Raw genomic sequence first — 20,860 nt, 5'->3', positions numbered from 1 at the left:
CTCACCCCGGAGGAGATTAGGGCAGGGTCCACGCTCACGCGTTCGGGATCCACGGCCAGTACTTCGCGATCGCGCCGGCGTCCACCCGCAGGTCGGTGCCCGTGATCATCTCGGCGTCGTCGCCGGCCAGGAACACCACCGCGCGGGCGTAGTGGCGCGGGCTCGGCAGCCGGCCCATCGGCACCATCTTCGGGAAATCCAGGCCGCGAGCGTGCGCCTCGGGCCGCGGCCGTCCCCACGTCACCGCGCGCTCGGCCGCCTCGTCGGTGTCGGTGGCGGTCGGCGTGAGGCTGTTGACCCGGATGCCGTGCCGGGCCAGGTCCATGGCGGCGGCGCGCGTGAAGTTGAGCAGGCCGCCCTTGCTGGTCGAGTAGGCGATGTTGCCGGCCTGGCCCTGATGGCCCGCGGTGGAGACGACCACCACGATGCTGCCGCGGCGCCGCTGCTCGACCATGAGGCGGGCCACGTGCTTCGTGCAGAGGAACGTGCCGGTCAGGTTGACCGCGAACTGGCGGTTCCAGCGCTCCACCGGCATCTCGAGCACGCCGAGCCCGCCGAGGATGCCCGCGTTGTTGACCAGGATGTCCACGCCGCCGTGGGCGTCGCGCACGCGCGCCACCATCGCCTGGACCTGTCCCTCGTCGGTGATGTCGCACGCGATGCCGAGGGCCTGGCCGCCGCGCCGCCGGATGGCCTCCGCGCACTGCAGGGCGTTCTCCGACGCCAGGTCCACGCAGGCGACGACGGCGCCCTCGTCGGCGAGCCCCTCCGCGATGCCCCCGCCGATGTTGGGGCTGGTGCCGGTGACGACGGCGACCTTGCCGGCGAGCGAGGTCATGGCGCGCGATCGACCGACCGGGGCCTCGGGCGGGGGCGTGGTCGGAATGGAGCCGGTCAGCGGCCCATCCGGTCGAGCGCGCGCCCCCGTCTCCGCTGATGCCAGCTCGCCAAACCGGCGCCGGCGAGCGCGGCGCCGAAGAGGAGGAACGTGCCCGGCTCCGGCGCGGCATAGCGGACGTAGTACGGCTGGACGCCGCCGAAGTCGTCCCAGCCGCCGGGGCCGCGGAGGAGGAAGTTCTGGACGCCGCCGTTGTCCGGCTGCGCGAGGCCCCAGTTCGTGTAGACACCGCCGGGAGCCGAGCCGCCCGGCCCGCCGATCCAGAAAACCTGATTCGCCTGGGGCCCGTCGCTCCAGGTCCACGTGCCCTCGGAGGCCTGGTCGGAGCCGCCGAGCCATCCGATCGGCGCCAGCCCGGCGAGGAAGGAATCCACCGCCGCCGACGTGACGATCGCCAGATGGCCGGGCACGCCCTGATGCGACGACGCCCGCGCGGCCGCCCGCGCGGTGGGCCAGGTCACCGGTGTCGGCACGACCTCGTAGAAGTAGCCGTCGGGACCTTGAACCGGCACGGCCTCGGCCGGGGTGATCGCGAGTGCGATGAGGAGCGTCTCGAGGAGAAAGAAGATCCGGATGCGCCGCATAGAGCCCTCCCACCCAGTGCCGCAACGATTTCTCACTGGGAACTACTGGCGAGCCTATCAACGCCCCTCACGGATGACCAAGAAACTAGATCGCGCGGGCCTCGAGCCGCCTCGGCGCGGGCCGGTCGGCCGGGCTAGCCGAGGCCGACGCCGCGCAGCCCGAGCAGTCGGGCCAGCACGGTGCCGATCGTTACCCCGCTCTGCGCCGCTGCTCCTGCAGGTAGCGCACCGACACCCGCTCGATCGGGACCGCCTCAGGCGACAGGCCGTCGGGGTTCTTGTACTCGAACGGCGCGTCGCGGCCGCCGAAGTGCTTGGTCACCACCAGGCGGCGCCACTGGATGACCTCGGCGTCGGTCGAGGAGAGCTTCTCCGGCGTGTCGTAGCGCTGGTTGATCATCACGCGCTCGTCCTGGCGCGAGAAGTTGTACTCGATGATCCACCGGTGCAGCGTCGCGTAGGCCAGGCGCTCCACCATCCGGCCGATCGCGGTCTTCGGCCGCAGGCAGTGGTAGTACCAGACGCGCGTGAGGTTCTCCTCGACCGGCACGCACATGCGCGTGTAGAGATCCCACCCGAACTCGGCCCGGAACATGCCGGGCAGGTGATGGCCGCCGCACCACTTCGCGGAGCGGGGCGGTGGAATGTGGCGGCGCGCGCGGTCGGCGAGGGGACGGGTCAGCCACGTCCAGAGCCGGCGATAGGTCGTCCGGGGCCACTTGCGTCCGTCGGGATAGACGTCCTGCCGCGGGTTCTGGCGCAGGTAGTTGCTCTCGGCCACGTCGCCGCCGAAGCCGTTGCCCACGAAGATGGGATGCTCGCCCTGCGCGCCGCGGGCGATGAACCCGCTCCGGGCCACCACGATCGCGTTGCGGTGGACGTAGTTGACGTGCGAGTCCATCGAGTTCTCGAGGGCGACTTCCCAGTTGCACCGCCAGTCGACCTGCCCGAGGAGGATCAGCGTCTCCTCGTCGAAGAACTCCTCGGGCACGTCCTCCTCGATCGGCGCGGGCGATCCCTCGCCGATCCACACGAACACCAGCCCCTTGAGCGTCCGCGTCGGGTACGCCCGGGCCTCCGTGCCGGCCTTGCCGCACACGCTCGAATCGGGCCCCTCGGAGAGCACCATCATGTTCTTGCCGGACTCGTCGTAGACCCAGCCGTGGTAGGGGCAGGCCACCGTGCCGCGGTAGTGGCAGTCGCCCTCGCTGAGGCGCGCGCCGCGATGGGGGCAGACGTCCTGGATGGCCACCACGTCGCCCCCCGCGCCGCGGAAGAGGCACAGCTCCTCCCCGAGGAGCGAGACCTTGAGCGGCTTGCGCCGGCCGACCGCGCGATCCTCGATCGCCGGATACCAGTAGTTCCGCAGCCCGAGCTTCGGAATCAGCGGCCGGATGTCGCCGGTGAGCCTCGGGATGCCGCTGGTCGGACGCGCGTCGGTGCGGTCGAGCGGGGAGGTGGACCGGGGAGGTGTCGGCACGCCGAGCTCCTTGACCGTCTCAGGGCATGAACGTGGCGAAGCACTTGTTCGAGTTGAACGACCAGGTCTCGATGAAGTCGCACTCGTCCGGCTTGCGGCCGAGCGCTTCCATGGCCCCGGCCAGCATGTACCAGTTCAGCATCTCCTGCTGGCCCGAGGCCTCGATGGCCGCGAGCGGCGTCTTGCGCCAGGTGTCGTAGTCACCCACCCGGAGCGCGTCGTAGAGCCGGCGATCCGACTCGATGTCCGGATAGAGCTGATGGTTCTTGTCGGTCAGGAAGGCGTGCGACCAGCTCGACGAGGCGATGAGCGCGGTGCGCCAGGGGCTGTCACGCATCACCCGCGCGGTGGCCGCGCCGACTTCCATGCACCGCCGCGGGGAGGGCGAGGGCGGGTCCAGATCGGCCTCGAACACCGGGTTGGCGAGGCTCGCGCGCCCGCCGCGCTGGGCGATCACGCGGCGCCCGTAGCAGTTCACCTGGAAGGCGATCACCGGGTAGGGGAAGCCGACCCGGTCGTAGTCGAGGAACATGATCGTGTTCAGGAACGCGTGGGCCAGCCCCGGGTAGTGGAGCGGCTTGTAGGCGTAGGCCATGTCCACGCCTTGCTCGAGCAGGCCGGTCGCCAGGTGCTTGCCGGCGGCGCGATGGCCGGTGATGCGGAACGTCGTGTCGGCCGGCTCGTTCCAGACGTTGGGCGGCAGGCCGGGCCGATGCCAGGGCCGGGCCTCGACCTCGTCGTAGGCCAGCACGCAGAACGGCGGGATGACGTCGGCGGTGAAGTTCTCGTGCTGGTCGTCGCCCCAGATGATCACCACGTCGGGCCGGAACTCGTCGAGGAGGCGCCGGGCCTTGCGGAAGTGCTTGAGCAGGGCGTCCCGGTGGCCAGCCGCGCTGGCGGTGCCGCCATCGTGGCCGTACTCGGCGCGCATCGGAGCCGGCCAGCCGGCGGGCTCGCGGAGATGCGGGGGCAGCCCGGGATCCTGCTGGACTCGACGCAAAATGGCCGCCATGTTGGCGTCGGTGCCGGTCAGCGGAGGGTAGTGCGTCATGCCCAGCCCGAGGATCGCGCCCATGCGAGGCCCCTCTCGTCTGCGTGCGAATGCTGGGGCCACCCTAGTCCGCCGGCCCGGGCCTTGTCAACGTCGGGCCCGCGAGGGCAGAGCGGCTATTGCCCGCCGGTCACGTCGATGGTGACGCCGCTCACGAAGTCGGCATCGGACGAGGCCAGGAAGCAGATGACGCGAGCCTGGTCCTCGGGAGTGGCGACCCGGCCGAGCGGCGTGCGCTTGATCTCGGCGGCCTGGCCCTCCGCGGAGCGCCGCTCCCAGTGCGGCCGGATGCGCTCGGACAGGGTGAGGCTGGGCGCGATCGCGTTGACGTTGATGCCGTGCGGCCCCAGCTCGAAGGCGAGCTTGCGGGTCAGCGCGATGATGCCGCCCTTGGCGGTGGCGTAGGCGCTCGAGCTCTCCCGGCTGAGCCCGCGCCCGGCGATGGAGGAGAGGTTGACGATCTTGCCGCTCCGCTGCCGCTTCATCACCGGGATCACCGCGTGGGTGAGGAGGAACGTGCCGGTGAGGTTGAAGTGGAGCAGCCGCTCCCATTCCGGAAGCGTCAGCTCGTCGAGCGGCGCGGCGGGGCGGCTCACGATGGTGCTGCCGCCCACCGCGTTGACCAGGATGTCGATGCGCCCGTAGGCGTCGACCGCCCGGCCGACCACGCCCTCCACCGACGCGGCGTCGAGCGCGTCGGCGCGCAGCGCCAGCGCGCGGCCGCCGGCCGCGCCCACGTCCGCGGTGAGCCGATCGAGCGCGCCCTGCTCCACGTCCACCCCGACCACCGTGCCGCCCTCGCGGCCGATGATCATCGCGGTCGCGCGGCCGATCCCGGCGCCCGCGGCCGAGATCAGCGCCACCTTGCCCTGGAATCGCATGAGGTCGCCCTCCCGGCCGGGATGATACTCGACGCGCGCAGCCGACGCGTAGAATGAGCGCGTGTCCTACGATTGCGCGTTCTGCGGCGAGGAGAACGAGGTCTTCGTGGACCCGAGCGGCGGCGACCGCCAGACGTTCACCGAGGACTGCGCGGTGTGCTGTCGCCCCAATCTCATCACCCTCGCGGTCGACGCCGAGGGCGAGGTGACGATCGAGGCCGTGCAGGAGTACGAGGCCTAGCGGGTGGCCACCCGCGTGATGTAGTCCACGAACCGGGCGGTCGGATCGAAGCCCAGCACCTCGGGCGCGTTGGCCACGAAGTTGGACGTGGCGTTGACGTCGTAGTAGTAGATCAGCCCTTCGCGCTTCGCCACCAGGTACTCCACGCCGCCGATGTCGATCGATGCGGCCCGGGTGAGCCTCAGCACGGTGTCGATGGCCTCGGGCGGGGCGTCGAAGCGGGTGACGGTGAGCCCGGGGATGGCCGACACCGGGCAGGCCTCGAGCGGCGTGGCCGCCGGCGCCGACGCGCCCTCCGGTACGTGGCAGATGTCGGCCGGACAGAGGTTGAAGCCGGCGCGCGCGTCGCGCACGATGCGGATGGCGTAGAGGTACTGGTCGTCCATCACCTCGACCCGCACGATCGCGCCCTCGTCGGACTCGAGATACTCCTGCACGAGCACCGTCCCGTCCGGGCCGAAGTGCAGGGTGTCCAGGCCGGCCTCCAGATCGTCACGCGAGTCGAAGCGGACGATGCCCGCTCCGGACCCGCCGATGTTCGGCTTGATGACCAGCGGGAAGGCGATCTGGTCGAGGGCCTTCAGGATCGTGTCGCGATGGTTGACCACCACCGCCCGCGGATAGCGGGCACCGACGCGCTCGAAGAGGTCCAGCTGGAGCGCCTTCGACTTCTCGCTCCGGTAGGCGGCCACCGGGTTGATGACCGGCACGCCGAGCGAGGCGTAGTGATGGAGCAGGGCCTCGGCGTAGAAGAGCACGCCCCCATGGCCGCGGGTGGCCGACGACGGGCTCGTGCGATTCACGACCACGGAGTAGCGCGGCTGGCGGTCGCGCGGGTCGTAGGAGTGGTTGGAGTGGTCGATCTTCTCGTAGGGCAGCCGCCGCGCCTGCAGCTCCGCGATCAGTCGACTGGACCACTCCGGATGCTCATCCAGGATCGCAATGGGTGCCCGCAACTGCCCGTTCATGTTGGTTCCTCTTACATTTCAGTATCAATTTTCACATTTCCGACTGGCAATAGGATAATGCCCGGGACCCGGCGGCCCTGTCAAGCCATCGTTGACGGGCCGGCGGCCCGACCCCATGCTGCCCGCGTGAGCGACTGCTGCGCCGTTCCCGCCGAGGTACCGGAGGATCAGCGACGGCTCCTCCTGCTGGTCCTGGGGATCAACGCAGCGGTGTTCCTGATCGAGTGTGGCGTCGGCCTGGCCGTGCGCTCCACCGCGCTGCTCGCCGACTCGATGGACATGCTGGGCGATGCGCTGGTCTACGGCGTGAGCCTCTACGTCGTTCGCCGCGGCCCGGCCTGGCAGGCGCGCGCGGCCCTGCTCAAGGGCTCGGTGATGGCGGCCTTCGGCGTCGGGGTGCTCGCGGAGGTGGTGGGCAAGCTCGTGCGCCCCGTCGTGCCCCCGGCGACGGTGATGGCCGTGCTTGGCGTGCTGGCCCTCGGGGCCAATCTCGTCTGCCTGGCGCTCCTGTGGCGGCGGAAGGCCGACGACATCAACATGCGCTCGGCGTGGCTCTGCTCGCGCAACGACGTCCTCGCCAACGCCGGCGTGCTGCTGGCCGCCGCGGGAGTCGCGATCACCCACGCCGGGTGGCCGGATGTCGCCATCGGGCTGCTGATCGCCGCGCTGTTCGTCTTCTCCGCGGTCGGGGTCGTTCGCGAGGCGTGGAATGGCCGACGCGCCTTCGTGACTGGTCCGACCAGGTGACGCCGCGCGCTACTGCACAGGGCTTGACCCCGCGAACCGGCCTGCTCTAGGATGCCGGCGGCGTCGGCTCCGCGACGCGCGACGTGCCCTCTCACAGATGAGAAGGAGTGCGGCCATGATCCGACGAGCGATCCTACCGGTGGCAGCGGCCCTGCTGGTGCTCGCATTCAGCACGTCGTCGTTCGCGCAGACCGACTGCAAGAAGCTGGTTCCGGCCTCGCCGTGGGGCCCGAACGATCAGACCGGCGCCACCAATCGCGTCACTCCCGCCGTGACCAAGGCCGCCGCGGCCGAGATCAAGGAGGGCAAGGTCATCCCGATGTCGTATCCGCTGGTGGACGGGGTCCCCCTCTTCGGGAGCCGCTTCACCAAGACCATCCTCACCGCGGTGTCGCTCGCGCCGGGCGCCTCCTTCGGCGAGAACGAGCTGACCTACATGGAAGACACCTGGCTCAGCCAGAGCCACGTCGGCACCCACCTGGACGGCATGGGGCACATCGGGCGGAAGGACTGCTACTACAATCAGACCCCGATCGGGAAGTTCATCACCCAGAACAACATCACCAAGCTGGGCCTCGAGAACCTCAAGTCCTTCGCGACCCGCGGCGTGGTGGTGGACATGGTGAAGGTCTTCCAGCAGGCCAACAAGTTCAAGGGCAATGCGGCCTGCAAGAAGCCCTGCCTGGAGAAGGGTACCGTCATCACCGCGGCCGACATCCAGGCCGGGCTCAAGATGTACAACACCACGCTGCGCGAGGGCGACATCGTGGTCGTCCACACCGGCTGGGGCGATCTCTTCGAGCAGTACCCGGCTCAGAACGCGCTGTTCAACTCGGGCGAGCCCGGCATCGGCAAGGACGCCGCCACCTGGCTCATCTCGCAGAAGGTCGTCGCGGTCGGCTCCGATCAGTGGGCGGTCGAGGTGATCCCGGGGGAGAACCCGAAGGAAGCCTTCATCGTGCACAACATGCTGCTGACCGATAACGGCATCCACATCATCGAGAACGTGCGCACCGATCTCATCGCCGCCGAGGCCGCGGCCACCGGGCGCGCCACCTTCTTCTTCAACATGACCGTCCCGCGAGCGGTCGGCATGACCGGCAACTTCGTCGCCATCGACGGCATCCGCTAGATCGCCACGATCGGAGGACCGGTCGTGAGGCACCGTGCGCCGGCGGTCCCCGCGAGGGGCTGCCGGCGTTCGCACGTCCGGCCGCTCGCTCTGGGCGTGCTGGCCGCGCTGGTGCTCGGAGCCGGGCTGGGTCCCGCCGTCGCTCAGCGCCCGTACGTGGTCGCCTTCGCCAACCTCACCGAGGAGCCCGGGGTCACCGTCGAGGGGACCGGCTTCACCGGACGCGAGATCCGCGAGAGCTTCGTGCTGGCCGCCCGGGCCCACCCGATCGAGATGGTCTTCTACGACAACCAGCGCGACGACGCCCGCGCGATGCAGAACGCGGAGGCGGCCATCGCGCGCAGGGTCGACCTCTACATCCAGTACCACCGGGGCGCGGCCAACGCGGCGATCGGCGAGAAGCTCAAGGCCGCGGGGATCCGCGTGCTCGCGGTGAACGATCCGGTGCCGGGCGCGCCGCTCTACACCGTGGACAACCTGGCCGCCGGCCGCGTGGCCGGCGAGGCGCTGGCCCGGTTCGCGCTGCGCTCGTGGCGTGGCCAGCCCACCGCCGCGGCGGTGGTGGGCAATCTCTCCGCCACCGCGGATCACGTCCCGGAGCGCGGTCAGGGCGTCACCGCGGCGCTCCGGCAGCGGCTGCCCGCGGTGCGGGTGACCGACGTGGACACGAAAGGCAATCCCGCCCAGGTCGGTCCGCAGGTCGGCAAGTTCCTGGCCGCGCATCCCGGCGGCAAGCTGCTCTTCGCGGCCACCGACGACGCGACCGCGCTGGCGGTGAAATCGGCGGTGGAGAGCGCGGGGCGCGTGCAGGATACCGCGATCGTGAGCCACGGGATGGACCGGACGATCCACGGCGGCATGAACGATCGCAAGGAGATCGATCCGGCGAACCGCGGGAGCATCGTGATCGGCTCCGTCGCGTTCTACCTGGACCGCCTGGGTTACGAGGTGCTGCCGCTCGCGATGCGTATGCTGCGGGGGGAGACGCTGCCCGCGCGGACCACGACTCGCCACGTCCTGGTCACCGCCGCGAACGTCTTCGTCGAGTATCCGCCGTCCGACATGAACTGACGGTCAGCGGCGACCGGCGGGCTCCGCGGCGAACAACCCCTCGGGGCCGTCTCCGGTGGACGTGGGCGCCACCGCGAACGTCACGTGGCCCCGCGGGCCGACGCTGACCACCGGGTACAGCGACAGGGTGGTGATGCGATCGCCGCCGGGCAGCGTCTCGCCCACCGCCACCACCTGGGTGACCTGGGTCCCGTCGGCCAGCAGGATCGCGACCGGGGTGGCGCCGCCCTCGATGGACGCGGCGAAGGCAACCTCCCGGCCGGATCCCACCGCGGGCCAGAGGCCGAAGTGGACGATGGTGCCGCCGCCGGGCGCGGCGTCGCCCAGGCGCGAAACCGCGCGCACCTTGCCGTCCTCGGCCGCGAAGATGGCGGCCTCGACCGGCGCGAACTTCAGCATGCTGTGGAACGCGATGAGCCCGCGATCGTTCAGGCCGATCCGCTCGGAGAACTTCGCGAAGATCCCGCCGATGGGCGTCTCCTCGCCGGCGCCCACTACCATCTCGACGCGGTCGCCGGTGACGACGAAGATACCGCCGGGCACGCCCTTGCCCTCGACCACCGCCGCGAAGGCGACGCTTCCGCGGTTGTTGAGCGCGGGGGGGCCGAAGGCCGCGAACGTCCCGCCGCCCGGCGCGGGATCGCCCTGCGCCACGATCTTGCGCAGCCCGCCGCCCCGGCTCGCGAGGATCGCCTCGATCGACTCGCGTCCCCGACGGATCGTGGCCATGAACACCACGTCGCCCCGCGCGCTCACCACCGGCGCGTCGAGGCCGGCCATCACGCCCGGCATGCCGGGCGCCGCGCCGCCGGTGGTGGCGACCGCGCGCAGACGGCCGGCCGACCACGCGAAGATGCCTTCGACCGCGCGGCCCTCCGCGACCGCTGCGGCGAACACCACGGTGCCGCCGTCGTTGAGCGCCGGGGTGGGATGCTTGCCGAAGCCGGCGAGTCGACCGACGCCGGGCACCCGATCGCCCTCGCGCGCGACCGTCACGACGCGTCCGCCGCGCTGGAGGAAGATGCCTTCGTCGGCGCCCCCGCGAATGAGCCGGGCGAAGAACGCGACGTCGCCTCGGCCGTTGACCGGGGCCACGATCGGCAAGGTCTCCTGGCCGAAGCGATCGAAGGTGCCGCCCCCCGGCGCCGCGTCGCCGGTGCGGGCGACGGTCCGCAGCGTCGGGCCGTCCGCGGCGCGCCCGGATGTGGACGGAGCCGCCGCCAGCGTTGCGAGCACGAGCGCGCCGACCACTGACCAGCGCTGGCGGGATGGCATACGTCGGGAGTATAGGGAGATCATGAGCACGTCGCAATGAGCGTGCGGCTCCGGATCCTGGTGTTGGGCCTGGCCGCCGTCGCGATGGCGGCGGCCGGCAGCGCCGCGCAGCATCCCGCGGCCGGCCGGGAGGCCGCGTTCCTCGGCGCCTGCTACTGCAAGGCGGGGGCGACTCTACAGTGCACCGCCAACCTCACCGAGCCGGAGTGCCGCCGTCGCTGCGACGAGGCCCTCTGTGACGACTGGTTCTGGAAGGAACGCCTGCCGTGCTGGAACTGGGGGTACGGCGGCTGAGCGCGGTCGCGCGGCCGCTCACGGCAGTGGGAGGCGGCTCGGCAGGCCGGTCTGCGCGGTGAGCCCACCGTCGGCGACCAGAGCGGCCCCGGTGACGTAGGACGCCTGATCGGAGGCGAGGAACAGCACGCAGGCGGCGATCTCCTCGGGCCGTCCGAGCCGCCGCATCGGGATCATCGCGGTGGTGGTGTCGGCGAAGCCGGGGATGGACAGCGACGGTTGGAGCAGCGGCGTGTCGATGGCGCCGGGGCACACGCAGTTGACCCGGATGCCGCGCGACGCGTACTCGATCGCGGTGACCCGGGTGAGGTTGATCACGCCGGCCTTGGCCGCGTTGTAGGCGCCGATGGCGAAGTCGGCGAAGAGGCCGGAGATGGACGCGGTGTTGACGATGGCCCCGCCCCCGCGCGTCAGCATCTCGGGGATGGCCCGCTTCATGGCGCGGAACACGCCGGTGAGGCCCAGCTCGATGGTGTGAGCCCATACCGCCTCGTCGACATCGGCGGTGAAGGCGAGGCGGCTGCGCCCCGCCGGCAGCGCGGGCTGGCCGAACGCGTTGTTGTGGAGGATGTCGAGTCCGCCGAAGGCGCGGGCCACGCCGCCGATCATCGCCTCGACGCCGTCGGCGGTCGCGGCGTCGGCGGCGATCGCGACCGCACCGCCTCCGGCCGCCGCGATCTCGGCGACGACCGCCTCGGCCTTCGCGCGATCGAGGTCCGCCACCGCCACCCGGGCGCCGTGCGCGGCCAAGCCCAGGGCGGTGGCCCGCCCGATGCCGGAGCCGGCGCCCGATACCAGTGCCACCTTGTCGTCGAATCTCACGTGGCCCTCCGATCAGAGATCGAGATCGCCCCGGGAGAGCTGCTGGAAGATGGTCCGGCGCAGGATCTCGTTGGTGCCGTCGGCGATGTTGATGATGCGCAGCGTGTTGTAGGCGTGCACCAGCCCCACCTCGTTGGTGAGCCCCATGCCCCCGTGGGTCTGGATCGCGCGATCGACCGCGCGCAGGCAGACCTCCACCGCGAAGGCCTTCGCCATCGACAGCTCCTTGATCGCGCGCTCGCCGCGGTCGAGCAGCAGCGCGGCGTTGAGCCCGGCCAGGTGCGCGGCGTGCACCTCCATCGCGGATTCGGCGAGCGGGAAGGCGACGCCCTGGTGCTCGGCGATCGGCGCCCCGAAGGCCACGCGCTGTGAGGCGTAGGCCACCGCCTTCTCGAGCGCCCACCGGGCCAGGCCCACCGCGCGCGCCGAGTTGTAGACCCGGCCGAGCGAGACGCCGAGCAGGGCGATCCGGAAGCCCTCGTGGAGTGCCCCGACGAGCTGCCACGGCTCCACCCGGACCGCGTCGAACGTCGACTCGCCCTCGACGCCCCCGATGTCGCCCTGCAGCAGCGTGACCCGCTGGAGCGTGAAGCCGGGCGCGGTGGTGGGCACGAGGAAGGCGCTGATCCCGCCGCGCTTGGCCGCGGCGCGCGCCGGATCGGTCACCGCGAAGACGACGATCCAGTCCGCGAACGTGACGTTGGTCGTCCACATCTTGCGGCCGGTGATGCGCCAGCCGTCCCCGTCGGCGGTCGCGCGCGTCTCGATCATGGTCGCGTCGGAGCCGGCGCCGGGCTCGGAGAGCCCGAAGCACATGGACCGCCGGCCCGAGACGAGGCCGGCGAGCGCGCGCTCGCCCGCCTCGGGGGTGAGCTGCTCGAGCACCACGCTGGGACCGAAGGCCCAGTGGCTCAGCGCGAAGGTGCCGAGCCAGTGATGCGCCCCGCACAGCCGGTTGATGGCCTCCCACGCCACGTAGTACGCCAGGTAGCCCTGGCCGAGCCCGCCCATCGCGGTGGGCACGCACAGGTTGAAGTAGCCCGCGTCGGCCGAGGCGGCGCGGACTTCCTGGATGAGATCCACGACGGCGGGCACGTAGCGGCCATCCGGCCCGTAGCGTCGACGCGGGTCCTCGAGCAGCGCCGCGTGCTTCTCGTGGCGGGTGACGACCTCGCTCCGGACGAAGCGCGTGAGCCCCGCGACGATGCGCGTGATGTCCTCCGGGATGGGGAAGCCGATCGCGGTCACGGCGGCAGCCTACCACGGGAGCGGGAGCGGAAGGCGCGACGGCGCGCTGCGGCGCGGCGACGGCTTCTCACCTCACCCTCATCTGTCTCTCATCGGCGGTTGCTAGGCTGGTCGAGGAGAGAGGTGATGCCGATGCTTCGCGTGACCGGCTGGCCGAGCAGCGTCAGAGAGATTCTCGGCTGGGCCGTCCGGGCCTCGGACGGCCGGATCGGGTGGGTGCGGGACCTCTACCTCGAGGACCGCAACTGGACGGTTCGCCACGTGGTAGTCGACACGCTTCACCGGTTGGGCGGCCGCCGGGTGCTGCTTCCGCCCGAGGCGATCGAGCACGTCGATCGCGCCGCCCGGACGCTCCAGACCGGCCTCACCGGCCGCCAGGTCAGCCGGGGCCCGAGCAGCGACCTCGCGCGTCCGGTGTCCGGCCAGCACGGGCTCGATCTGGGCCGGTACTACCGGTTCCCGTCCTACGTGGTCTCGGTCGGTGCCGCGGTCGTGCTGGCTCCGGCCATCCTCGATCGCACGCTCGACGTCCACTACGACCGCCACCTCCGCAGCGTCCGCGCCATCCGTGGCTATCACGTGCATGCCCTCGACGGCGACGTGGGCCGCGCCGCGGACTTCCTGATCGTGAACGGCTCGTGGGAGATCGGCCACATGGTGGCGTCGATCGGGCTGTGGTGGCCGGCTCGCATCGTGCTCGTGCCGGTGGGCTGGATCGCGGAGGTCAGCTGGGGCGCGGGCACGGTGGAGGTGAGCCTGCCCGCCGAGGCGATCCGCCTCGCTCCGGGATACGATCCGGCGATCGGCCTCGGTCCCGCGCACGAGGAGCGCCTCGAGGGCTACTACGGCCGCGCCCCGTTCGGCGCGCCGCGCGCGATGGCGAAGCTGTGAGCGACTCGATGGCGCACGCGATCGAGCCGCGACGCCGTATCGACGACCCCGGCGCGGCGGTGAAATCGCCGTGGGCGGTCGTGCTGGCCGGGGGTGAGGGCGTACGGCTGCGCCCGCTCACCCGGCGCCTCTTCGGCGAGCCCCGGCCCAAGCAGTTCTGCCCGCTGCTGGGCCCTCGCACGCTCCTGCGGCAGACGCTCGATCGGATCGGGCCCACGATCCCCGTCGAGCGGACAGTGGTGATCGGGATGGAGAGCCACGCCGAGTTCCTGGTCCGCGACCTCGGGGAGCGGCCGCGGGCCACGGTCCTGAAGCAGCCGATCGGCCGCGGCACCGCCGCCGCGGTGCTCCTGGCCGCGCAGTGGATCGAGGCCCACGACCCGGGCGCGACCGCCGTGTTCTTCCCCTGCGACCATTGCATCGCGCGCGAGGGCGAGTTCATGGCCCAGGTCGCCGAGGTGGCCGGCTTCGTCCAGCGCCGGCGGCCATGGGTCGTGCTGCTCGGAGCCCAGCCGGACGAGCCGGAGGTCGAGTATGGCTGGATCCGACCGGGCCCCGCGGTGGAGTGTGGGCTTCATTGGCCCCTCCATCGCGTGGCCCGGTTCCAGGAGAAGCCGTCGCGGGAGGCCGCGCAGGCCATGTGGCGTGACGGCTGCCTCTGGAACACGTTCGTCTTCGCCGCGAGCGCCGCCGCCGTGCTGGACGCCGGCCGCGAGTGCGTGCCGTCGCTGACCGGCCGGCTCGCCCGCCTGCCCGCCTTCTGGGGCAGTGAGCACGAGTCGTGGGCGATGCATCACGCCTACGCGCTCGCGCCGACCGCGAGCTTTTCCCGCGGGGTGCTGGAGATCTGCACCGGGCCGGTCGCGGTCTCGACGCTGCCTGCCGGCGTCTGGCGCGACATCGGCAGCCCCGAGCGGGCGATCCGGACGATGGCCCGCGTCGCCGAAGGACGCGCATGGCCATCGTGACCATCTCGCAGCAGGTCGGCAGTGGCGGCGCCGAGATCGGTCTGGCCGTCGCCGAGCGCCTCGGCTACTGCTTCGTGGATCACGAGCGCTTCCTGGATCGGACGCAGCCCTACGGTCTCGACGCCCATCGGCTCTGGCACCTGGAGGAGGAGCCGCCGTCGCTGTTCGAGCGGTTCGATCACGAGACCCGCCGTTACATCGCGGTGATCCAGACCGTGCTGCTCGAGATCGCCGCCGAGGACCGCGCGGTGGTGGTCGGCCGCGGCGGCCAGTGGCTGCTACGCGACGTGCCGCACGCGGTGCGGCTGCGGGTCATGGCGCCGACCGCGTTCCGCGTGGACGAGCTGACCAGCGCCCTGTCCAGTCACGGGGGCGAGCGGATCAGCGCGCAGATCGCCGGACAGCTGGTCCACCGCGACGACACCCAGAAGCTCAAGCGCATGCGCTACCTGTTCAACGTCGACCTCAACGATCCCGCGCTCTATCACCTGGTCGTCAATACGGCGGGCCTGCCCCGGCCGGCCGTGGTAGACCTGATTCTTGCCCTGGCCGGTCAGCCGGCCTTTGCCACGACGGACCACGGCGGGCGGATGGTGGCCGATCGGCTGCTCGCCTCGCGAGTCGAGGTCGCGCTCGCCAGCCACCCGGCGACGCGGCGCTATCCGATGGAGGTGCGGGCCGCCGACGGCCTCGTCACGCTGGTGGGCTGCGCCGCTGCGCTCGAGGGCGCCGAGGAGGCGACCCGCGCCGTGCCCGGGTTGCTCGAGATCACGCCGGTCGTCGTGGAGACACCGCCGGTACCGCCCTTCGTGGGATGACCGCGGCGAGGGGACCGTGCCTCACGCGCGCCGGTCAGAGCCGGCGGGCGCCGACCCACCGAGTCCGAAACCAGTTGTCCTCCAGCCGCGCGATCTTCACGCCGCCCGGGTGGGTGGCGTGGATGAATCGGCCATCGCCCAGGTAGATGCCGTTGTGGCGCAGCCGGTCGAAGAACACCACGTCACCGGGCTGCAGGCTCTCGCGGGGGACGGGCGTGCCGTGGCGGTACTGCTGGGCCGCGTTGTGGGGAATCGAGACGCCGACGCGCGCGTACACGTAGCTCACCAGCCCGGAGCAGTCGAAGCCGGCGGGACTGTCGCCGGCCCAGACGTAGGGGGCGCCGAGATATTGCGTGGCCAGCCGCGCGGCGGCTGCATTGCGGGACGAGGCCGGCTGGCTCTCGGCGATCGGCGGCCGGATGAGCGCGCCGCCGCCGTAGTCCTCGGGCGCGAGCACCGCCTTCGAGCACCCCGCGCCGGCGATGAATGCGAGACACGCGCTCGCGACGGCCCGCCGGATGGCGCCGGTCATGACGGGTTCACGGTAGCACGGCCCGCGCCGCGGCCGGCCAGGTCTGCTACCCTTGGGCCACCATCTCCGCCGAGCCGTTCATCTCCGAGGAGGCCGTATGCGATACGCGAAGCGCTCGATGATCGTGGCCGCGCAGCCGGAAGCGACCGAGGCCGGCGCCGAAATCTTGAGATCGGGCGGCAACGCGGTGGATGCCGCGATGGCCTGCGCGCTGGTGCAGGGCGTGGTGGACCCGTTGATGTGCGGCATCGCCGGCTTCGGCAGCTGCGGCCTCGCGATGCGCGACGGCTTCCACGGCTACATCGATTTCCACGCGCCCGCCCCCCGGGCGGTGCGCCCCGACATGTGGGCCGACCGGATCGAGTCCGAAGCGCGGGACGGCTACGGCTTCATCCTGCGCGGCCGCGTCAACGACATCGGCTACCAGGCGATCTGCGCGCCCGCGAGCCTGCGGGCCTATCGCGACGCGCACCGGGAGCACGGGCGGCTGCCGTGGGAGCAGATCGTGGAGCCGGCCATCGCGTGGGCGGAGGGCGGCTGGACGGTGCGGCCCCACGTGGGCTCGTGGTGGGCGGAGGACGGACAGATGGGCCGGGCCGCGAACCACGAGCGCCTCGCCTTCACGCCTGCCTCGCGCGCGCTCTACTGCCGCCCCGACGGCACCCCGAAGCGGGTGGGGGACCGGGTGGTGAACCGCGATCTGGGCCAGACCCTGCGCCTCGTCGCCAAGCACGGCGACGCGGTGTTCTACGAGGGGGAGATCGCCGAGGCGATCGTGGAGGACATGCGCCGGCACGACGGCCTGATCGCGGCCGCCGACCTGCGCGACTGGCGGACGACCCGGAACCGGCCGCTCTGGGGCACGTACCGTGGCTATCGCGTGTCGAGCAATCAGCCGCCCGGCGGCGGCATCCTCCTGATCGAGATGCTGAACATCCTCGAGCATTTCGACCTGGGCAAGCTCGAGCACAACGGGGCCGAGTACGTCCGCATCGTGGCCGAGGCCATGAAGCGCGCCACCATCGACAAGGACCGCCACGTGGGCGATCCGAGGTTCGTCGAGGTGCCGGTGGAGCGGCTGACCGGCCGCGAGTACGCGACCCCGCTCGCCGAGGAGATCCGCGCGCGGCGCAAGGCCGACGTGCCCCGCTTCAACGCGGGCGCGCCGAGCCGCGACACCACCCACGTCTCGGTGATCGACGCGGAGGGCAGCTGCGTGACCATGACCCATTCCCTCGGCATGCCGTCGGGGGTGATCACGAGCGGGCTCGGCTTCATGTACAACGGCTGCATGGGCGTCTTCGATCCGCGACCCGGCCGCGCCGGTAGCCTGGCGCCGGGCAAGGCGCGCTTCAGCTCGGTGGTGCCGTCGATCGTGTTCGAGGGCGATCGTCCGCACATCATCATCGGCGCGCCCGGCGCGACCCAGATCGCCATGGGCGTGCTGCAGGTGCTGCTGAACGCGATCGACTTCGACATGACCATGGTGGAGGCGGTGAGCGCGCCTCGGTTCTCGGCGACCAGCAACGCCATCGACGTATCCAACCGCATCCCGCGCGGTGTGCAGCGCGAGCTGGAAGCGGAGGGCTACGAGGTCGTGCGCAGCCCCAACACCTACGGCTTCGCGGCGGTGCACGCCATCCGCGTGCATCCCGACGGTCTCGACGGCGGCGCCGATCCGGGCCACGACGGCATCGTGATGGCGGTGTAGCCGGCGTCGATCCCGCGCGGCTGGTCGACGACCGGGGTGCCGAGCGCGCGCCCGGGACCTCAGGCCTCGCTCACCAGGAACGCGCAGCAGGCGGGCATCGCCGGGGCATCGGCGTGGTCCACCACCGCGCCGGGGCAGAGCGTCCGGATCAGCGAGCCGAAGAACACCCCGCAGACGTCCGGCTGGATCTTCGAGAGGTCCTGGAACGGGCACTGGTGGATGGTCAGCCGTCGGGGCCCGCTCGCCGTCTCGGCGACGTCGGCCTGCCAGGCGAACTCGGTCTCGAGCCACTCCAGCAGGCGGCGCCACCGCTCGGGACTAGGGCCGCCCGACACGCGGCTCGGCACATGCTCGGCCACCCGCCGGGCCGCGGCCGCGATCGTCTGCTCCACGGCTTCCGGGCCCTGCCGCTCGGCGAGCACGTCGATCATCTGGGCCAGCAGCAGGTCGTAGCGCTTCGGAAAGATCCGCATGCCCTGCGGAGAGACCCGGTAGAGGTAGGTCGGGCGGCTCGGCTGGGTCACCAGCTTGCGCCTGACGACCAGCCCCAATGCCTCCAGGGTCGTCAGATGCTGCCGTACCGCTGCCGAGCTGACCCCAAGCCGCTCACTGAGCTGCTGTGAGCTAAGCTCCTCCCGAAGCAGTAGTTCGAGGATGTCAAGCCTGGTGCCTGTCGGCGTTTCCATGTTCTTTAGATAGTAAAAAAACTTTTTACTTGCTTAAATATCTTACCGCGCCTACGATACGCCCGGTACCTCGAATCCCCAAGCTCTGGTTCAAGGAGGCGGACATGAAGCGACTCGGTATGACCCTGGCGGTCCTGGCGTTCGGTGCTGGCGTCCTCACGGTCCAGGCGGCTCCCGCCCACGCGCAGGCGACGGCGCCCCCCGGCGGCGACTACAAGAAGGTCAGCAGCCTGGTGGCGCTGCCCGATTTCGTCCCCGGCCTCGGCACGCTGTACGTGAAGCCGTCGACGCTGCCCGCCGGCCCGTTCCTGGCCTACGACCACGACGGCAAGCTGGTCAGCAGCGTGTACATGATCCCGCTCAAGGACATCAGCGCGCACAAGGCCTTCAACAACCTGGCGGTGGCGCAGGAGAAGGTCGATCACGTGGACATGTACTTCAACGCCGGGCACCCGGGCGTGGCCGAGCCGCACTACCACATCGTGATCTGGTACGTGTCGGCCGACAAGGCGATGGCGCTCCAGAAGTAGACGGTCCATCGTGGCAACGCGGCGAGAGGTCCTGAAGGCCGGCGGGCTCGCGCTCGCCGGCCTCGTCGTGGGGTGGCCGGCGCGCGCCGCCGCTCCGGTGGAGATCCACATGATGAGCGACCCGCTCGGCACCACGGTGTGGTTCGATCCGATCGGGATCCACGTGGCGCCGGGTCAGGTGATCCGCTGGACCGTGCACTCCAACGTGCACACCACGACCGCCTACCATCCGCGCAACGATCACCACTCGCTGCGCATCCCCGAGCGGGCCGCGCCCTGGGATTCACGCTTCCTCGTGAATCCGGGCAATCACTTCGAGGTCACGCTGACCGTGCCCGGCGTCTACGACTACTTCTGCGCGCCGCACGAGGCGGCCGGCATGGTCGGGCGCATCGTGGTCGGCAAGCCGGACGGGCCCGGCACGCTGGGCTTCGACTACTTCAAGGGCCGGCCCGGGACCGAGCAGTGGCAGCCGGTGCCCGAGGCCGCGCGGAAGGCATTCCCTTCCGTGAGCGCCATCATGAGCCGGCGCGTGGTGCGTCGGGCCTGACCGCGCGCCCGGTGGCCCCGGCCGGCGTGGTAGACTCGGCCTTGCTCCCATGGTGGGAGCGGGGGAGAGGATCCGGCCGATGAGCTTCGACTACGGCAAGTATTTCGGGGAGATCAACCTCACTCACGACCTGCTCTCGAAGAAGGACGAGCGCACCTGGCTGCTCAAGCCACCGCGCGACGGCGAGCGCCACGACGTCGTCCTGTACCTCGGCTGCAACGTGCTGCGCACCTCCCACCTGGTCGAGACGGTGGCGGCGGTGTTCGACCGGCTCGATCTCGATTACGTGGCCGCGGGCGGTCCCACCTACTGCTGCGGCATCCAGCACCACCGGCGCGGGCAGGAGGCCTCGGGCCAGCGCTACGCCAACCACACCGTCGAGCTGCTGCAGAGCATGGCTCCGCGCGAGGTCGTCATGTGGTGCCCGTCGTGCATCCAGTTCTACGACGAGGTCCTGCAGGCCGACCTGCCCTTCCCGAAGCGCCACACCGCGGAGTTTCTCGCCGACTGCCTCGACCGCGGACGGTTCACGTTCACGCACCGGGTCGAGGCCACGGTGGCGCTGCACTACCACCATGCGACCGAGGCCCGGGCGCGCGAGGGACGGGCCGCGCGCCGGCTGCTGGAGGCGGTGCCCGGCATCACCGTGATCGATTTCGAGCCCGATGCCCGGTGGGGCCGCACGTGCACGCCGGCCCTGCAGGAGCAGCTCGGGCCCGCGGTCTGGCGGCAGATGGCGCTCGACGACATCGATCGCGCGCGGGCCGCCGGGGCCACGCACCTCGCCGGCATCTACCACGGCTGCCATCGCGACCAGTGCCGCTTCGAGCGGGAGCGGCCGATCGTGATCGAGCACTACCTCACGCTGTTCGCGCGCGCGCTCGGGATCGAGTTCGAGGACACCTACAAGAAGTACATGCACCTGGGCGATCCCGACCGGATCCTCGAGGACGCCAGCCCGTGCATGGCGGCCAACGGTGTCGATCTCGAGAAGGCGCGCGGCCTGGTCATCAAGACCTTCGCCTCATGAGCGGCGAGCCGACCGCGGTCGAGCCGCGCCCGGCGATCGTCTTCGCCCCGGAGCACGACGTGCCGGTCCGCTACATGGAGCGGACCCGGGAGTACTACCAGGCGCTGGGCTTCAGCCCGTATCGCTGGGCCCACTTCACCGACGCGCCGTTCACGCCGCTCGCGCGGCCGCTGTCCCGCGCCCGGGTCGCCCTCATCACGACCGCTGCGCCGTTCCAGCCCGAGGCGGGCGACCAGGGGCCGAACGCGGCCTACAACGCGGGCGCGAAGTTCTACACGGTGTATTCCGCGCCGGTGGATCGCGTGCCCGACCTGCGCATCTCGCACGTGGGCTACGACCGCGCCAACACGGTCCCCGAGGATCCCAACACCTACTTTCCGCTGACCCGGTTGCAGGACGCGGTCGGGGCGGGACGGATCGGCGGGCTGACCCTGCACGTGCACGGGGCGCCG

At 71.2% G+C, this 20,860-nt stretch carries 24 protein-coding genes; 13 read left to right on the top strand and 11 right to left on the bottom strand.

Going from position 1 to position 20,860, the window contains the following annotated elements:
* Window positions 1-34 precede the first annotated feature (34 nt).
* From VKN16_05965 to VKN16_05945, 5 genes are all read right to left on the bottom strand, one after another.
* Window positions 35-838, bottom strand: a complete 804-nt coding sequence (locus VKN16_05965) for an SDR family oxidoreductase (GenBank protein HME93742.1) — start codon at window positions 836-838, stop codon at window positions 35-37.
* A gap of 56 nt (window positions 839-894) precedes the next feature.
* The gene (locus VKN16_05960; GenBank protein ID HME93741.1) at window positions 895-1,482 is read right to left on the bottom strand and encodes a PEP-CTERM sorting domain-containing protein; all 588 of its coding nucleotides are present in this window, start codon (window positions 1,480-1,482) and stop codon (window positions 895-897) included.
* 190 nt (window positions 1,483-1,672) lie between these two features.
* The gene (locus tag VKN16_05955; protein ID HME93740.1) at window positions 1,673-2,962 is read right to left on the bottom strand and encodes a Rieske 2Fe-2S domain-containing protein; all 1,290 of its coding nucleotides are present in this window, start codon (window positions 2,960-2,962) and stop codon (window positions 1,673-1,675) included.
* Between the two features lie 19 nt (window positions 2,963-2,981).
* Window positions 2,982-4,037 (bottom strand): extradiol ring-cleavage dioxygenase, encoded by a 1,056-nt coding sequence (locus VKN16_05950; GenBank protein ID HME93739.1) that lies wholly within the window; start codon window positions 4,035-4,037, stop codon window positions 2,982-2,984.
* Window positions 4,038-4,129: 92 nt separating this feature from the next.
* Window positions 4,130-4,894 (bottom strand): SDR family NAD(P)-dependent oxidoreductase, encoded by a 765-nt coding sequence (locus tag VKN16_05945; protein HME93738.1) that lies wholly within the window; start codon window positions 4,892-4,894, stop codon window positions 4,130-4,132.
* Between the two features lie 61 nt (window positions 4,895-4,955).
* Between VKN16_05945 and VKN16_05940 the strand changes: the two genes are divergently transcribed.
* Window positions 4,956-5,135: a CPXCG motif-containing cysteine-rich protein gene (locus tag VKN16_05940; GenBank protein ID HME93737.1), complete on the top strand. Its 180-nt coding sequence runs from the start codon at window positions 4,956-4,958 to the stop codon at window positions 5,133-5,135.
* On the opposite strand, the gene VKN16_05935 is transcribed toward VKN16_05940, so the two are convergent.
* Window positions 5,132-6,103 (bottom strand): hypothetical protein, encoded by a 972-nt coding sequence (locus VKN16_05935; GenBank protein HME93736.1) that lies wholly within the window; start codon window positions 6,101-6,103, stop codon window positions 5,132-5,134. The two genes, VKN16_05940 and VKN16_05935, sit on opposite strands and share 4 nt — an antisense overlap.
* Before the next feature lie 126 nt (window positions 6,104-6,229).
* Here VKN16_05935 and VKN16_05930 point away from each other — a divergent pair, with 126 nt between their 5' ends.
* The 3 genes from VKN16_05930 (at window position 6,230) to VKN16_05920 (ending at window position 9,053) form a co-directional block, all read left to right on the top strand.
* The gene (locus tag VKN16_05930; protein HME93735.1) at window positions 6,230-6,850 is read left to right on the top strand and encodes a cation transporter; all 621 of its coding nucleotides are present in this window, start codon (window positions 6,230-6,232) and stop codon (window positions 6,848-6,850) included.
* A 115-nt stretch (window positions 6,851-6,965) separates the two neighbouring features.
* Window positions 6,966-7,982, top strand: a complete 1,017-nt coding sequence (locus VKN16_05925) for a cyclase family protein (GenBank protein HME93734.1) — start codon at window positions 6,966-6,968, stop codon at window positions 7,980-7,982.
* A gap of 24 nt (window positions 7,983-8,006) precedes the next feature.
* A complete protein-coding gene (locus VKN16_05920) occupies window positions 8,007-9,053 on the top strand; it encodes a sugar ABC transporter substrate-binding protein (GenBank protein ID HME93733.1) in 1,047 nt (348 codons plus the stop codon).
* A 3-nt stretch (window positions 9,054-9,056) separates the two neighbouring features.
* Here the strand turns inward: VKN16_05920 and VKN16_05915 are convergent, their stop codons facing one another.
* Entirely contained in the window at window positions 9,057-10,289 is a 1,233-nt protein-coding gene (locus VKN16_05915) for a choice-of-anchor tandem repeat NxxGxxAF-containing protein (protein HME93732.1), read from the bottom strand.
* 75 nt (window positions 10,290-10,364) lie between these two features.
* Here VKN16_05915 and VKN16_05910 point away from each other — a divergent pair, with 75 nt between their 5' ends.
* Window positions 10,365-10,622, top strand: a complete 258-nt coding sequence (locus VKN16_05910; protein HME93731.1) for a hypothetical protein — start codon at window positions 10,365-10,367, stop codon at window positions 10,620-10,622.
* An 18-nt stretch (window positions 10,623-10,640) separates the two neighbouring features.
* Here VKN16_05910 and VKN16_05905 read toward each other — a convergent pair whose 3' ends face one another.
* The gene (locus tag VKN16_05905; GenBank protein HME93730.1) at window positions 10,641-11,444 is read right to left on the bottom strand and encodes an SDR family NAD(P)-dependent oxidoreductase; all 804 of its coding nucleotides are present in this window, start codon (window positions 11,442-11,444) and stop codon (window positions 10,641-10,643) included.
* A 12-nt stretch (window positions 11,445-11,456) separates the two neighbouring features.
* On the bottom strand, window positions 11,457-12,692 hold the full coding sequence (locus VKN16_05900) for an acyl-CoA dehydrogenase (protein HME93729.1): 1,236 nt from the start codon (window positions 12,690-12,692) through the stop codon (window positions 11,457-11,459).
* Between the two features lie 126 nt (window positions 12,693-12,818).
* Between VKN16_05900 and VKN16_05895 the strand changes: the two genes are divergently transcribed.
* Genes VKN16_05895 through VKN16_05885 form a run of 3 tightly spaced genes read left to right on the top strand, consistent with a single transcriptional unit; the run spans window position 12,819 to window position 15,369 of the window.
* Window positions 12,819-13,583, top strand: coding sequence for a PRC-barrel domain-containing protein (locus VKN16_05895; protein HME93728.1), 765 nt, complete (start codon window positions 12,819-12,821; stop codon window positions 13,581-13,583).
* Between the two features lie 8 nt (window positions 13,584-13,591).
* Window positions 13,592-14,551, top strand: coding sequence for a sugar phosphate nucleotidyltransferase (locus tag VKN16_05890; GenBank protein ID HME93727.1), 960 nt, complete (start codon window positions 13,592-13,594; stop codon window positions 14,549-14,551).
* Entirely contained in the window at window positions 14,539-15,369 is an 831-nt protein-coding gene (locus VKN16_05885; protein ID HME93726.1) for a cytidylate kinase-like family protein, read from the top strand. Before VKN16_05890 ends, VKN16_05885 begins: the two co-directional genes overlap by 13 nt.
* A 34-nt stretch (window positions 15,370-15,403) precedes the next feature.
* On the opposite strand, the gene VKN16_05880 is transcribed toward VKN16_05885, so the two are convergent.
* Window positions 15,404-15,901, bottom strand: a complete 498-nt coding sequence (locus tag VKN16_05880) for a C40 family peptidase (protein ID HME93725.1) — start codon at window positions 15,899-15,901, stop codon at window positions 15,404-15,406.
* Between the two features lie 97 nt (window positions 15,902-15,998).
* Between VKN16_05880 and ggt the strand changes: the two genes are divergently transcribed.
* The gene (ggt, locus tag VKN16_05875) at window positions 15,999-17,612 is read left to right on the top strand and encodes a gamma-glutamyltransferase (protein ID HME93724.1); all 1,614 of its coding nucleotides are present in this window, start codon (window positions 15,999-16,001) and stop codon (window positions 17,610-17,612) included.
* A 59-nt stretch (window positions 17,613-17,671) separates the two neighbouring features.
* Here ggt and VKN16_05870 read toward each other — a convergent pair whose 3' ends face one another.
* Window positions 17,672-18,136 (bottom strand): hypothetical protein, encoded by a 465-nt coding sequence (locus VKN16_05870; protein HME93723.1) that lies wholly within the window; start codon window positions 18,134-18,136, stop codon window positions 17,672-17,674.
* Between the two features lie 266 nt (window positions 18,137-18,402).
* Between VKN16_05870 and VKN16_05865 the strand changes: the two genes are divergently transcribed.
* The 4 genes from VKN16_05865 to VKN16_05850 form a co-directional block, all read left to right on the top strand.
* Window positions 18,403-18,828, top strand: coding sequence for a DUF5602 domain-containing protein (locus VKN16_05865; GenBank protein ID HME93722.1), 426 nt, complete (start codon window positions 18,403-18,405; stop codon window positions 18,826-18,828).
* A gap of 10 nt (window positions 18,829-18,838) precedes the next feature.
* On the top strand, window positions 18,839-19,378 hold the full coding sequence (locus VKN16_05860) for a plastocyanin/azurin family copper-binding protein (GenBank protein ID HME93721.1): 540 nt from the start codon (window positions 18,839-18,841) through the stop codon (window positions 19,376-19,378).
* Between the two features lie 79 nt (window positions 19,379-19,457).
* Window positions 19,458-20,408, top strand: coding sequence for a heterodisulfide reductase-related iron-sulfur binding cluster (locus VKN16_05855; protein HME93720.1), 951 nt, complete (start codon window positions 19,458-19,460; stop codon window positions 20,406-20,408).
* The coding region (locus tag VKN16_05850; protein ID HME93719.1) for a glycine reductase at window positions 20,405-20,860 on the top strand (456 nt) is incomplete at its 3' end. The genes VKN16_05855 and VKN16_05850, both read left to right, overlap by 4 nt.

It is taken from the genome of Candidatus Methylomirabilota bacterium, assembly GCA_035315345.1.
Lineage (GTDB): Bacteria > Methylomirabilota > Methylomirabilia > Rokubacteriales > CSP1-6 > CAMLFJ01.
Note: the sequence above shows the minus strand (reverse complement) of the source record. Positions and strands in the feature narration are given on the sequence as shown.

Bases quoted from the DNA above. Each gene is read 5' to 3' on its own strand.
- VKN16_05965 (HME93742.1), bottom strand. From the start codon at position 838: ATGACCTCGCTCGCCGGCAAGGTCGCCGTCGTCACCGGCACCAGCCCC.
- VKN16_05960 (HME93741.1), bottom strand. From the start codon at position 1,482: ATGCGGCGCATCCGGATCTTCTTTCTCCTCGAGACGCTCCTCATCGCA.
- VKN16_05950 (HME93739.1), bottom strand. From the start codon at position 4,037: ATGGGCGCGATCCTCGGGCTGGGCATGACGCACTACCCTCCGCTGACC.
- VKN16_05945 (HME93738.1), bottom strand. From the start codon at position 4,894: ATGCGATTCCAGGGCAAGGTGGCGCTGATCTCGGCCGCGGGCGCCGGG.
- VKN16_05935 (HME93736.1), bottom strand. From the start codon at position 6,103: ATGAACGGGCAGTTGCGGGCACCCATTGCGATCCTGGATGAGCATCCG.
- VKN16_05925 (HME93734.1), top strand. From the start codon at position 6,966: ATGATCCGACGAGCGATCCTACCGGTGGCAGCGGCCCTGCTGGTGCTC.
- VKN16_05910 (HME93731.1), top strand. From the start codon at position 10,365: ATGAGCGTGCGGCTCCGGATCCTGGTGTTGGGCCTGGCCGCCGTCGCG.
- VKN16_05895 (HME93728.1), top strand. From the start codon at position 12,819: ATGCCGATGCTTCGCGTGACCGGCTGGCCGAGCAGCGTCAGAGAGATT.
- VKN16_05890 (HME93727.1), top strand. From the start codon at position 13,592: ATGGCGCACGCGATCGAGCCGCGACGCCGTATCGACGACCCCGGCGCG.
- VKN16_05885 (HME93726.1), top strand. From the start codon at position 14,539: ATGGCCATCGTGACCATCTCGCAGCAGGTCGGCAGTGGCGGCGCCGAG.
- VKN16_05880 (HME93725.1), bottom strand. From the start codon at position 15,901: ATGACCGGCGCCATCCGGCGGGCCGTCGCGAGCGCGTGTCTCGCATTC.
- ggt (HME93724.1), top strand. From the start codon at position 15,999: ATGCGATACGCGAAGCGCTCGATGATCGTGGCCGCGCAGCCGGAAGCG.
- VKN16_05865 (HME93722.1), top strand. From the start codon at position 18,403: ATGAAGCGACTCGGTATGACCCTGGCGGTCCTGGCGTTCGGTGCTGGC.
- VKN16_05855 (HME93720.1), top strand. From the start codon at position 19,458: ATGAGCTTCGACTACGGCAAGTATTTCGGGGAGATCAACCTCACTCAC.